The organism is Sphingobium amiense (genome assembly GCF_003967075.1).
In the GTDB taxonomy this organism is placed as follows: Bacteria; Pseudomonadota; Alphaproteobacteria; order Sphingomonadales; family Sphingomonadaceae; genus Sphingobium; species Sphingobium amiense.
This window is the reverse complement of the sequence record NZ_AP018664.1, coordinates 3912550-3925117: the sequence shown is the minus strand read 5'-3', so window position 1 is coordinate 3925117 and position 12568 is coordinate 3912550. Positions and strand designations below refer to the sequence as shown.

10 protein-coding genes are annotated in these 12568 nt (G+C 63.7%); 6 read left to right on the top strand and 4 right to left on the bottom strand.

Going from position 1 to position 12568, the window contains the following annotated elements; genetic code table 11:
* The first annotated feature begins 19 nt into the window (after positions 1–19).
* The 5 genes from hpaI to SAMIE_RS18850 all read left to right on the top strand — a co-directional run bounded on the left by hpaI (position 20) and on the right by SAMIE_RS18850 (position 5735).
* Positions 20–820, top strand: coding sequence for a 4-hydroxy-2-oxoheptanedioate aldolase (gene hpaI, locus SAMIE_RS18870; RefSeq protein WP_066696075.1), 801 nt, complete (start codon positions 20–22; stop codon positions 818–820).
* A gap of 1 nt (position 821) precedes the next feature.
* Complete coding sequence (locus tag SAMIE_RS18865) at positions 822–2234, top strand: aldehyde dehydrogenase family protein (RefSeq protein ID WP_066696072.1); 1413 nt, start codon at positions 822–824, stop codon at positions 2232–2234.
* A gap of 49 nt (positions 2235–2283) precedes the next feature.
* Complete coding sequence (locus SAMIE_RS18860) at positions 2284–3921, top strand: long-chain-fatty-acid--CoA ligase (RefSeq protein WP_066696069.1); 1638 nt, start codon at positions 2284–2286, stop codon at positions 3919–3921.
* Positions 3922–4068: 147 nt separating this feature from the next.
* Positions 4069–4449, top strand: a complete 381-nt coding sequence (locus tag SAMIE_RS18855) for a nuclear transport factor 2 family protein (RefSeq protein WP_066696066.1) — start codon at positions 4069–4071, stop codon at positions 4447–4449.
* Between the two features lie 53 nt (positions 4450–4502).
* Complete coding sequence (locus SAMIE_RS18850; RefSeq protein WP_162849097.1) at positions 4503–5735, top strand: LLM class flavin-dependent oxidoreductase; 1233 nt, start codon at positions 4503–4505, stop codon at positions 5733–5735.
* Positions 5736–5774: 39 nt separating this feature from the next.
* On the opposite strand, the gene SAMIE_RS18845 is transcribed toward SAMIE_RS18850, so the two are convergent.
* The 4 genes from SAMIE_RS18845 to SAMIE_RS18830 form a co-directional block, all read right to left on the bottom strand.
* On the bottom strand, positions 5775–6767 hold the full coding sequence (locus SAMIE_RS18845) for a metal-dependent hydrolase (protein ID WP_066696062.1): 993 nt from the start codon (positions 6765–6767) through the stop codon (positions 5775–5777).
* 105 nt (positions 6768–6872) lie between these two features.
* Positions 6873–9143 (bottom strand): TonB-dependent receptor, encoded by a 2271-nt coding sequence (locus SAMIE_RS18840; RefSeq protein ID WP_066696060.1) that lies wholly within the window; start codon positions 9141–9143, stop codon positions 6873–6875.
* A gap of 80 nt (positions 9144–9223) precedes the next feature.
* Positions 9224–11011, bottom strand: coding sequence for an N-acyl-D-amino-acid deacylase family protein (locus tag SAMIE_RS18835; RefSeq protein WP_066696058.1), 1788 nt, complete (start codon positions 11009–11011; stop codon positions 9224–9226).
* Positions 11012–11013: 2 nt separating this feature from the next.
* Complete coding sequence (locus SAMIE_RS18830) at positions 11014–11886, bottom strand: SDR family NAD(P)-dependent oxidoreductase (RefSeq protein ID WP_066696056.1); 873 nt, start codon at positions 11884–11886, stop codon at positions 11014–11016.
* Positions 11887–12001: 115 nt separating this feature from the next.
* On the opposite strand from SAMIE_RS18830, the gene SAMIE_RS18825 reads away from it, so the two are divergent.
* A complete protein-coding gene (locus SAMIE_RS18825; protein ID WP_066696054.1) occupies positions 12002–12517 on the top strand; it encodes a MarR family winged helix-turn-helix transcriptional regulator in 516 nt (171 codons plus the stop codon).
* Positions 12518–12568: the final 51 nt, after the last annotated feature.

Genomic DNA, 12568 nt, shown 5'->3' with positions numbered 1-12568 from the left:
AAACGGGGAAGCCAGCGGCATGAGCGCCAATATGTTCAAGGCCGCCATCGCCGAAGGGCGCCCGCAGATCGGATTGTGGCAGGCGCTCGCGTCGCCCTATACAGCGGAAATCTGCGCGGGTGCGGGCTTCGACTGGCTGCTGATCGACGGGGAGCATGCGCCCAACGACCTGCCCCTGATCCTGTCGCAATTGCAGGCGGTCGCCCCTTATGACGCGGAAGCGGTCGTTCGTCCGCCGGTCGGCGACCCGGTGCTCATCAAGCAGCTTCTCGACATCGGCGTCCGCAACCTCCTCGTCCCCATGGTCGAAAGCGCGGCGCAGGCCGAACTGCTGGTGCGCGCGACCCGCTATCCCCCGGCGGGCATTCGCGGCGTCGGCTCCGCCATCGGCCGCGCGAGCCAGTGGAACCGGACGCGGAACTATCTTCACAGGGCGGAGGAAGAAATCTGCCTGCTGTTGCAGGTGGAGAGCGTGGCCGGACTGGCCGCGATTACCGAAATTGCCGCGAAAGATGGCGTCGACGGCGTGTTCATCGGACCGTCCGATCTGGCCGCCGCTCTGGGGCATCTGGGCGATCCGGGCCATGCGGAAGTGCAGAAAGCAATCGAAGACGGCATCGCGAAGATCCGCGAGGCGGGCAAGGCGGCGGGCATATTGATCGCCGACGAAGCGCTGGCGCGCCGCTACCTCGACCTTGGCGCGAGCTTCGTGGCGGTGGGAACGGACGTGACGATCCTCGCGCGCGGAGCGGAGGCGCTCGCCCGGCGTTTCAGGTCGACCGACGCCGCACCGGCGGCTGGCCCAAAACAGGTATATTGACATGCTCCAGACAGACCTCGCTCCGCCGCCCCCCGGCAACGCGCCCTTCACCATCTCGGTCAATCCGGCCACCGGCGAGGAAGTGGGGCGCTACCCGTGCCATGACGTCGCAGCGCAGGACGCTGTTCTGGATGCCGCGCGCGATGCGCAGCGGAACTGGGGCGGTATCGACGCGCAGGAACGCGAGCGTTTCTTCGTCCGGCTGGGCGCGGTGCTGAGAGACCGGATCGACCTGCTGGCAGGCCTGATTACGGCAGAAATGGGCAAGCCTGTCACGGCGGCCAAAGCCGAGATCGAGAAATGCGCGTTTCTGTGTGACTGGTATGCGGAGAATGCCGCGACGCTGCTGCGCGACGAAGAGCCGGACGTCGGCGGCAACGGCGCGGCGCGGGTCGTCTATCAGCCGCTCGGCACGATATTGGGCGTGATGCCGTGGAATTTCCCCTTCTGGCAGGTGCTGCGGGCTGCGGTTCCGATCATGGCCGCAGGCAATGCCTTCGTGCTGAAGCACGCCGACAATGTGCAGGGATCGGCGCGCGCCCTTGCCGATGCATTCGACGCGGCGGCTTTCCCGGCGGGCCTGTTCGGCGTCCTCAACGTCCGGCGGCACGACCTGTCCCGGCTGATCGCGGACAGCCGGATTGCAGCGGTGACGGTGACGGCAGGTGCCGCCGCCGGGGCGGCCATCGCCGCCGATGCGGGCCGCAACCTGAAAAAATCGCTCCTCGAACTGGGCGGCACCGATCCCTTCATCGTTCTGGCCGATGCCGATCTGGATCGTGCCGTGGAAGCCGCCGTTACCGCACGGTTCCAGAATTGCGGTCAGGTCTGCATCGCCGCCAAGCGGCTGATCGTGGAGCGTCCGGTCTTAGCGGCCTTTACCGAACGGTTCGTGGCGGCGGTCCGCAAACTTGTGCAGGGCGACCCCGGCGACGCCGCGACCCAGCTCGGGCCGATGGCGCGGGACCGCGCGCGGCAGGAACTGCATGCGCAGGTTGCGGAAAGCGTCCGGCGTGGCGCGACCGTGCTGCTGGGCGGAGAGGTTCCGGAAGGGGCGGGCTATTATTATCCCGCGACGGTGCTGACCGATATTACACCCGACATGCCGGTATTCCGCGAAGAGACGTTCGGCCCGGTCGCCCCCATCATCGTCGCGGAAGATGCCGAGGATGCGATCCGCATCGCCAATGACAGCGATTTCGGCCTTGCAGGCGCGCTATGGAGTTCGGACGCCGCGAAAGCCCATGCGATAGCGAAGCGGCTTGAGACCGGCGGCGTGTTCATCAACGGCATCGCCGCATCCGATCCGCGCGTCCCGATCGGCGGCATCAAGGCGAGCGGTTTCGGCCGGGAACTGTCGCATTTCGGGCTTCGTGAATTCTGCAACGCCAAGCTCGTCTGGGCGCGCGACTAGGCTATAGGGTTCGGATCGAACTCAGAGAAAAACGACTTGGGAGGATGGCTTGCCGCTCAGATTCGCCGAACCCGCCGAAGGTGCCTATCACTTTCCCCTGACCATCCGGCATCTGCTCGACGGCGTCGTCACAAAGGCTGGCGACCAGCAGATCGTCTATCGGGACAGCGGCAGCTACGGATATCGCGATCTGGTGAACCGGATCGGGAAGCTCGCAAGCCTGCTGAATGGCCTTGGCGCCGAACAGGGGCAGACGGTCGCCGTTCTCGACTGGGACAGCAACCGCTATCTGGAGGCCTATTTCGCGGTCCCGATGATGGGCGCGGTGCTCCAGATGGTGAATATCCGCATGACCCCGGCGCAGATCGCCTACACGCTGGAAAAGGCGGATGCACAGATATTGCTGGTGCACCGGGATTTTTTCCCGGTCATCGAGGAAATTCTGCCGTCCCTGCCGCAGATAAAGGCGTGCGTCGCGATCATGGACGGCGGGGGCGACGACCTGCCGTCCTGGGCCGCGGGAGAATATGAGCAACTGGCCGCCGCGGCGTCCCCGGATTATCCCTTCGTCGATTTCGACGAAAATGCGCTGGCGACGATCTTCTTCACCACGGGAACGACCGGCAATCCCAAGGGCGTGTGCTTTTCGCACCGCCAGCTTGTCCTGCACACGCTGGCCGCCGCCGGATCTTTCGGCGCATCGTCCGCTTCTCCCGGCCTTGGCGTGGGCGACGTCTATATGCCGCTGACGCCGATGTTCCATGTGCATGCGTGGGGATTGCCCTATGTCGCCACCATGCTGGGCCTCAAGCAGGTCTATCCCGGCCGCTATGAGCCGGACATGATCTGCCACCTGCGCCGTCAGCATGGCGTGACCTATTCCCATTGCGTGCCGACCGTGTTGCGGATGGTCATCGACGGCGCCCGCGCGTCCGATGTCGATCTTGGCGGCTGGAAGATGACGATTGGCGGGTCCGCCCTGACCGCCGCGCTCTGCGCCGAAGCGCTCGCGCTGGGGATGGATGTCGGGACGGGCTATGGCATGTCCGAAACCTGCCCCTTCATCGCGAAGGCGGCGCGGCGCACGGACGAGCAATGGACCGACGATGACGCACAGGTGACGGCGCTGAGCGCGACGACGATCACCGTCCCGCTGGTCAGCATGCAGATCGTCGATGACGCCATGACCCCCCAGCCCCATGACGGCCTGTCGCGCGGCGAACTAGTGCTGCGCGCGCCATGGCTCACGCCCTGCTATCTGGGCGATGCGAAGGCTTCGGACGATCTCTGGCGGGGCGGCTGGCTGCATACGCAGGACATTGCGACGATTGACAGCGAGGGGCGGCTTTCGATCCGCGACAGGCTGAAAGACGTCATCAAGACGGGCGGCGAGTGGCTGGATTCCGTGCAACTGGAAGAGCTTGTGGCGATGGCTGCCGGGGTCGAGGAAGCCAGCGTGATCGCCGTGCCCGACGAAAAATGGGGCGAGCGTCCGCTGGCGGTGGTGGTGCCCAAGGCAGGCGCCAGCCTGTCGCTCGACATCATCAACGATCCGCTGGATCGCTCCATTTCGAAGGGCGAATTGCCCAGATATGCACGGCTTGACCGCATCGAAATCATCGACCGCCTGCCGCGCACCAGCGTAGGCAAGATCGACAAAAAGGCTCTTCGATCCAGATTTGCATGATCCGGCCGGACGACCGGCAGCTTTGACGGATCAGCTTCGTAAAAGGCACATCGCACGCGTCCATCAGTTACATTTTTCATTATATGTTTTTGGTAATATGTTAAAAGCGACAGCCTGCGTCCGTCGCGCCATCATCGGAGAAACGATATGCCGTTCGATCCAAAGTCCGTCGCGCGCGCCTTTGTCGAAGCGCTCGCCCATGAGCCTCTCGATAGAGCGGTTGCCCGCTTCGGCGACGAGAACACCATTTTCTGGATTTTGGGCATGGGCGTCCTTTCGCCGCAGCAACTCGCGGGCATCGGCGCGGCATTGGCCGAAGCGGCGGCCGGCCCGGCGACCATGATCGTTCACGACGTCATCGCAGACGGCAACAAGGTAGCGGTGGAAGCGGAATCCCGAATGCCGCTCAAAAATTCAACGATCTATAACAATAAATATCATTTCAAGATCATATTCGAAAACGAGAAAATCTCGCAGATCAGGGAATATGGCGACACAAAGCATGTTCACGATATTTTCGGATCATAATATTTCTGCAAAACATATTTAGGATCGGGATGAGTTATGATGGGAAATATGGCATGACGCGGTTACGATTTGGTGCGTTTCTTGCGCCACATCACCCGGTTGGGGAACATCCTCTTCATCTGTTCAGGCGCGATCTGGCGTTCGCGTCCCATCTCGACCGCATGGGGTTCGACGAACTGTGGGTGGGCGAACATCATTCGTCCGGCTGGGAAACCATCGGTTCGCCGGAGATGTTTCTCGCCGCCGCAAGCCAGATAACGAACCGGATCGGGCTGGGCACGGGCGTGGTGTCCCTCCCCTACCATCACCCCTTCACCGCCGCGCAGCGCATGGTTCAGCTCGACTATATGTCGGGCGGGCGCGCGATCTTCGGCACCGGTCCCGGCGCGCTCCAGTCCGATGCGCGCATGTTCGGCATCGACTCGCTGGTCCAGCGCGACCGGCAGGACGAGGCGCTGGGCGTCATCGTCAGGCTGCTGGAAGGCAAGGAACCTGTGACGCACGAGTGCGAGTGGTTCTCGCTTCAGGATGCAAGGCTCCAGCTCCTTCCGCTTCAGGAGAAGCTGCCGCTGGCGGCGGCATCCTCGATCAGCCCTTCCGGGATGAAGCTGGCTGGAAAATACGGCATCGGCGCGATCTCCATCGCATCCGCGTCATCGTCGGGCCTGCAGGCATTGCCGACGCAATGGAGCTTTGCCGAGGAAGCAGCGGCGGAACATGGCAAGACCGTCAGCCGCGCCGACTGGCGCATCACTATGTTCTGGCACATCGCCGAAACGCGCCAGCAGGCCCAGGATGAAGTGATCCAGGGCATGTATAAATGGAATAACGACTATAAGACGACGGTGCTCGCCTTCCCCGGCGCGCGACTTTACGACAATCCCGAAGAACTGATGGCCGACACGCTGGCCGAAGCGTCCGCGACGACAGTGATCGGCACGCCCGACGACGCGATCGCGGCCATCCGCAAACTGCAGGATATTTCGGGCGGGGTCGGGGCGGTTCTCGGCTTCGCGCACGACTGGGCCAATCGCGAAGCGACGCTGCGGTCGTGGGAGCTGTTCGCGCGCTATGTGGTTCCGGAATTCAGCGGCCATACCCGGTCGCTGCGGGAATCCGCTCTGGACGTGGCCGCCACAGCCAGTTGCACGCGAGCCGCCAGACAGCGGCGATCATGGCGAAGATTCAGGCCGATACACGCGCCGCCGCCGAGATGGAGATCACCGCGCGGCAGATGGCGGCGTCGTCCGGCGGCGAAAGCTTCCGCCCTGCCCCGCCCCGCCTGAGCGACTAGCAGCGCGGGAGGGCGGCTGTCCCTGCCGGTATCAGCCGCGCGGCCTGCACTTCGGTGTTGGGAGCGGAACGACAACGGGCGGCTCTGCAAAAGGCCTGATCGCGGGCAATGCGCCGGGCGCGCCGACGGCCATGAACCGCGCGTCTCCCAATTCGATGCTGGCCTCGCAGCGTGACTTCCGGACGATCGCCACGGGCATGGTCGACCAAAGGAGGAAGGGCTTCAGACGCGGCGCCCCCTTGATCGCGCGCAGCGTGAGGGGATCGCGCATCCGATCCGGAAAGAGCGGCTGGATGGCGTCCGGCGTGGACAGGCTCCGCAGCGGATCGAAGGTCGCCATGCCGATCCGTCCCCGGTCGCGCCAGACAAGCTCCCTTTCCCAGAAACGGAACGGCACGGACCGGGCGTAGAGAGCGTCGGGGTGGAATCCGAGATGGGCTGTCACACTGTGCCGGGCGGCGAGAGAGACAGCGCCATTGAGGCCGATATAGCCAGCCAGCGCGATCAGTCCCCATAGGGCAGGCCGCCGCCACTGCCCGCCGGACCGCTCGCCCCGGCGGGATAGCCACACAGCCGCGATCAGGATCGCGAGAATGACTCCGTCGATGATGAACAGCGTTTCGGTGTGGAACCAGCGGCTTGTCAGGGGCAGGAAGAGCTGCACCGCGTAGACGGTCTGAAGGTCCATGAGGGAATGGATGACCGCGCCCGCATAAGACAGAGCGAAGAGCCAGCGGACATCCATGCGTCCGGTGAGACGCTCAGCGCCTCTTCCGCTCTGCCATCGGTCCAGAAGCCAGAGCAGGGCGGCAAGAATGGCAGGCAAAATGACTGTCCCGCCCAGCAGGCTGTGGGAGAAACCCCTATGAGTGGCAAGCGACGCCCACGGCAGCCAGCCGAAAAATACGTCGATGTCGGGCAGATTGGAACCGAGGACGAGCGCCGCCGTCGCTTTCCGCGTCTTCGATTTCAGGCCCGCCCGGCCGAGCGTCCAGCCGACCATGCTATGCGTCAGATTGTCCATCGGCCCCCAACTGGCTCACAATATGTGACGGGCAAGGAGATCAGGACCGCCGGTGGCCGTCAGGCCCGTGCGGGGGCAGCGCCGCAACGCTGCCCCCTGCATCCATCAGAAACGAACCTTGCCCTCCAACCCGTAAAAGGCCGGCTGGCCGGGGTAGATATTTACCGCGGCGATGGACGCGATATTGCTGATGCCGGTGAAATATTTCGACTTGGTGAGGTTCGTGCCGAAGGCCGACAGCGATATGTTCCCGCCGGGCAGGGTGTAGGTGACCCGTGCATCCAGCAACGCGTAGCCATTCTGAACGATGGAATTGGCGTCGTCGAAATATTGCCTGGTCCGGTAGCTCAGCGTCCCGGTCAACTGCAGTTCGGAACGGTCGGCAAATTCCATCTTCCAGACAGGGCTGATCGACGCTGTGAATTTCGGCGACTGCTGCAGCATGTTGCCGTCATAGTTCACGCCCGGACTGGGCGTATAGGTGCCGTATTTCGCATCGGTATAGGCGAGCGTTCCGTCGACGTAGAACTGGTCCGCCACTCTGGTGGAGACGGACAGTTCGACGCCCCGTCCGTCGGCCTTCGCCGCATTGCGGATCAGGGCGACGGGGTCCTGCACCTGCACCTGCAGGTTGGAGTAGTTATAATAATAGGCGGCCAGTTCGTAGGAGACGCGATTGTCGAACAGCTTGCCTTTCGCTCCGACCTCGTAGGACCAGATGGATTCCGGATTATAGCTGCCGCCCTGCGGCGCCAGCGAGTTGAAGCCGCCCGCCGTGAAGCCCTTCGATACGCTGGCATAGAGATGGAGGGTGGAGACCGGCTCATAGCTGAGGACGAAGCGCGGCTGCAGCGAGTTCCATGCGTCCTGCTGGACGATCGGACCATTGGTCGCGAAGAACAGGAGGCCCGGAGGCTGAACACCGGGAACGATCGGCGGCCGTCCCAGCCCGAGCACGATGCCCAGCAGATTGCCGACCGGCGGAGTGTTCACCGTCAGATGCTTGGTGTCGCGGTTGAAGCGCAGGCCCGCGGCAATCGACCATTTGGGCGCGAACTTGTAGGTCAGGTCGAAAAAGCCCGAGATGCTCCTGTAGTTTCCGGTGGCCAGGCTCGTTTCGCTGATGCCCGGCGTTCCCGGAAAGCCCGGCACCGCGCCGCCGGTGATGATCGGGATCACGACCTGACAGGACGGAATGCGCACTCCGGCTGCGGCATAGGCGATGGCGCCGCAGACCGCATCCTCGTCATAATTGATGGAGCCGGGCGCGCGGGGCTTTTCCTTGAAATAATTGGCGCCCACGACGCCTTCGAGATCGCCGGTGGAAAAGGAGAGGCGCGTTTCCAGACTATAGGCCCGCTGCGATTCCTGCGTGCGATAATTGGCCACCCGAAACTCGGTGCCGTCGGTATTTTCGCTATAGTCGATGCTATATTCGCGATAGGCGGCGATGGTCGTCCACTTGCCCCAGTCGCCCACGCCGACTTCCGCCTTGAGGCTGCCCATATAGATGTCGCGGTTGGAATTCGCCTTGTCGGCGGTGATGTCGCTCGCCACCGTGTAGAATTTCGGCGACGGCAGGGCGCGGATGTTCCGGTAGGGGTTCGATGAATTGCGGTCCCGCTCCCAGTCGAAGGCCGCCGTCAGGTCGACGACTTCCCCGGCATAGCGCAGCGCGGCGTGCACATTGCCGGTCTTCACGAGGCCGAAGTCCGGCCCGCCGACGACATTCCTGATCCAGCCGTCCCGCTCGCGGTAAAAGCCCGAGGCGCGGAAGAACAGCGCGTCGGTCAGCGGCACGTTCAGCGCCGCTTCGCCTTCGCGCAGATTATAGTTGCCCAGCGCCACCCGCACATTGCCGCCGAGGTCCGGCCCCGGCTGGTTCCGCTTGATGCTGATCGCGCCCGCCGTCGTGTTGCGCCCGAACAGGGTGCCCTGAGGCCCACGGACGACTTCGATCTGCGCGATGTCGAAGAGGTTGCTGAGGCTGCCCGCCGAACGCCCGATGAACACATCGTCGAGATAGACGCCGATGGCGGAATCCCCGCCGATGCCGAAATTGCCCGTGCTGATGCCGCGAATGACGATGCGCGGCTGGACCGTCGAACCGGCCTGTCCCGACATGCCGGGCACGCGGGCGCTGAGCTGGTTGATGTCCTCGACACGGCTGTTTTCAATCGACGCCGCAGTGACCGCCGAAATCGAAACCGGCACGTCCTGCAGGCGTTGCGACCGCCGTTGCGCCGTGACGATGATGTCAGCGGCGCCCGCCCCCTGCTGGGCGTCCGGCGTGTCGGCGGACTGCGCCAGTGCCGGTCCCGCGACCGAAAGAAGCGCCACCGCTGCACAGCCGGTCGCAAGTCTTGCTTTCTTCATATAATCCTCCCCTACTTATAACCGCATGTTTCTGCGGCTTTCCGCATTCGATTGCCCGGCCGCGATTGCGGCCCGGCCGGTCAGCCGGCCGTCGCCGGCTCGCGAAGCTGCGCCTTGTTGTAATGAGACCCTGCCCGGATCAGGCGGCCGGGGCGTGCGCCCGTGTCCTTGCCGTCCTGACGGATGATCTCGCCCGCGACGATTGTCGCCACATAGCCTTCGGGCTTTTGCAGATAGCGCTTGGCGTCGGTCGGCAGGTCATAGTGCATTTCGGGATAGCCGATGGACAGATTGTCGAAGTCGATGATGTTGAGGTCCGCGCGCTTGCCCACGGCAAGGGTGCCACGGTCGTCCAGACCGTAGATGGACGCGGTAATTCCGCTCTGAAGCTCGACCGCGCGCTCCAGCGAGAGACGCCCGCCGCGCGTGCGGTCGCGGACCCAGTGGGTCAGCATGAAAGTGGGCTGGCTGCCGTCGCACATCACGCCGACATGCGCGCCGCCGTCGGACAGGCTGGCGACGACCGAGTTGCTGTCGAACATTTCGAGCACATGGTCGTAATTCGCGTAGGCATAGTTGCCGATCGGATAATAGATCGTCTGGCGGCCTTCGCGCGCCGACAGCATATCATAGATGACTTCGCGCGGGCTGCGGCCTTCGCGCTCCGCGATGGCGGCGATGCTCATCTCCCGCGACGGCTCGTAGTCGATGCCGCCCGGTCCTTCCATGCTGTACATGTTGGCATAGTTGAAGCACGCCCCCTCCATGATCTCGCGCCGCGAGAGGAGGTTATCGTCGCCGGCGAACTGCTCCAGAATGACGGGCTGTTCCGCGATAAGCTTTTCGCGGAAGGCCGGATCGGCGAGCGTGGCGTTGCGCTCTGCCCTCGACATGGCGGCAAGGGGCTGGAAGCTGGGGCAGAAGCTGAACGGGTGCAGATTGGCTTCCCAGCTAAACAGGACGCCCACGCCCCGCGACGATGCGGCGGCAAAGACGCGCGCGCCCGCTTCATTGGCGCGCTCGGTCACCGACACCATCTTGCGCCAGATTTCGGGGTCTTTGTGATATTGGCCGAATGAATAGACGACCGGCGCGTTGTTCTCCTTCGAGACCTGCGCCATCCATTCGAGTTCGGGTTCGGCGGGCGTCATGTCGGAAGACACTTCGAACACGCCATGTCCCGCTTCCCCGATGGCGTGAGCGATGCCGAGCAGCTCGTCTTCATTCGCGAAAGTGCCCGGAACAGGAACGCCGTCCTTCGACAGGTGCAGCATCATGCGCGAGGTGCTGAAGCCCACTGCGCCCGCCTTCAGCCCGTCGAGCACGACCTGCTTCATCTTGACGATATCGTCGGCCGTCGCCGCCTCATTGGCCGCGCCGCGTTCGCCCATGACATAGGCGCGCACCGCGCCGTGCGGCACCTGCGCGGCGATGTCGATCGCGTGCGGAACGCGGTCCAGCACGTCCATATATTCGGGGAACGTCTCCCAGCCCCAGGTGAGGCCTTCATAGAGGGCCGCGCCCGGAATATCCTCCACGCCTTCCATGATGTTGATCAACAGCGCGTGCTGATCCGCCTTCACCGGCGCAAAGCCGACGCCGCAATTGCCCATCACGACCGTCGTGACGCCGTGCCAAGAGGAAGGCGCCAGTTCTCCGTCCCACGTGGCCTGACCGTCATAATGGGTGTGGATATCGACGAAGCCGGGGGTGACCAGCAGTCCGGTGGCGTCGATTTCGCGACGCGCCTCGCCCTCCACCGTGCCTACCGCGCTGATGAGGCCGTCGCGGATGGCAATGTCGCCCTTGAAGCGGGCGCTGCCGGTTCCATCGACGATGGTGCCGTTGCGGATGATGATATCATGCATGTTCAGTTCCTCTCAGAAGATGGAAGATCGCTGGGCCGGAGGCCGTATTGCTTCGCCAGAAGGCGATCGACGGTGCGCTTTGGAAGCGAGAGCGGGATGGTCCAGTCCCGTATCCTGTTCTTGACCAGGGCGTATCGCGCCTTGGGCGCGGGAAGGGTCAGTGCATCCGCTATCGCGCGCCCGATGGTTTCGGGCTTGTGGCCCGCGCGGATCTTGCCGATCAGATCCCCGTCGGCGGCACGGATGGCCTTTCCGAAATCGGTGTCGTCATACGGCCCCATCTGCGCTTCGCCCTTGTGGGCGATGGCGGTGTCGACGCCGCCGGGACCGATCACGACGACATCGATGCCGTAGAGCATCAGTTCGCGGCGCATGCTGTCCGACACAGCCTCCAGCGCATGCTTCGATCCGCAATAGGCGCCGAGGAAGGGACCGGCCATACGGCCTGCGACCGACGTGATGTTGACGACCCGCCCCTTCGCGCCGCTGCGGCCGCGATCTGCGCCCAGCATGCCAGCGAACTGCCTGACCATAGCAATGGGCGCGAAGAGGTTGACGTCGAACGTCTTGCGGATCTCCGACATAGGTTGCAGCAGCATCGGGCCGGACACGCCGATGCCCGCATTGTTGACCAGCCCGGCGAGATAGTCGTTCCCGATTGCCGCCGAGACGATTTCCGCATTGGCGGCGATCGCCGCCTCATCGGTCACATCGAATATCAGCGGCCGGAAATGGTCGGGATAGGCCGCGACGAGGGAAGCGGCATCCTCTTCCCGCCGAACGGAGCCGAATACGAAAAAGCCCTTTTCGACGAGTGCGGCGGTCGCTGCCCGGCCGATGCCGCTCGACACTCCGGAAATCACAACCGTCCGCATTGCAGGCCTCTCGTTCCAAAGATTGCTATGTGGACTTGTCGTTCGGAATCACGTCCACTACGAGAAACACTGTCAGCTTATTTATTCACACTTGTCAATATCCGGAGTGTTACCAATGTTTCGCAAGTCCGTCCGGGCGAGCACCCCGCCTGCCGACCATCATCTCGAACTGGTCGATCTTTTCACCAAATTCGGCTCGGCCTATTCGCGATTCGTCCGGCTCTGCATCCCCAGCCGGCCGGGCGATGCCGTCACTGCGCCCCGGCTCTCGCTGCTGGGCCTGCTGATGACGCAGGGCGAGAAGATGATCATGAGCGACCTTGCCGACCGGCTCGGCGTTTCGTCACGGACCATCACCGTGCTGGTCGATGGCCTCGAAAAGGAAGCCATGGTGCGGCGGGCGAGCGATCCCAAGGATCGCCGTGCCACCGTGGTCGAGATCACCCCGGAAGGGACTGCAGTGGCGAAGCGCCTGATCGGTCCCCATCGTGCGAATGTGGCCACGCTGTTCGAGATATTCGACCCCGAGGAAACGGCGGCGCTGGCGGAAATGCTGCGGCGCATGAATGCGCGGCTGACTGACGCAGGCATTGATACGGCGGGAGTCAGCCTGACCGATACGCCGATCTGATCCCCCTGCCAGAACAGGCATGTGCCGCGGGGCGAAGCAGGTATCTGTCCG

Bases quoted from the DNA above. Each gene is read 5' to 3' on its own strand.
- SAMIE_RS18855 (WP_066696066.1), top strand. From the start codon at position 4,069: ATGCCGTTCGATCCAAAGTCCGTCGCGCGCGCCTTTGTCGAAGCGCTC.
- SAMIE_RS18840 (WP_066696060.1), bottom strand. From the start codon at position 9,143: ATGAAGAAAGCAAGACTTGCGACCGGCTGTGCAGCGGTGGCGCTTCTT.
- SAMIE_RS18845 (WP_066696062.1), bottom strand. From the start codon at position 6,767: ATGGACAATCTGACGCATAGCATGGTCGGCTGGACGCTCGGCCGGGCG.
- SAMIE_RS18830 (WP_066696056.1), bottom strand. From the start codon at position 11,886: ATGCGGACGGTTGTGATTTCCGGAGTGTCGAGCGGCATCGGCCGGGCA.
- SAMIE_RS18850 (WP_162849097.1), top strand. From the start codon at position 4,503: ATGACGCGGTTACGATTTGGTGCGTTTCTTGCGCCACATCACCCGGTT.
- hpaI (WP_066696075.1), top strand. From the start codon at position 20: ATGAGCGCCAATATGTTCAAGGCCGCCATCGCCGAAGGGCGCCCGCAG.
- SAMIE_RS18835 (WP_066696058.1), bottom strand. From the start codon at position 11,011: ATGCATGATATCATCATCCGCAACGGCACCATCGTCGATGGAACCGGC.
- SAMIE_RS18865 (WP_066696072.1), top strand. From the start codon at position 822: ATGCTCCAGACAGACCTCGCTCCGCCGCCCCCCGGCAACGCGCCCTTC.
- SAMIE_RS18825 (WP_066696054.1), top strand. From the start codon at position 12,002: ATGTTTCGCAAGTCCGTCCGGGCGAGCACCCCGCCTGCCGACCATCAT.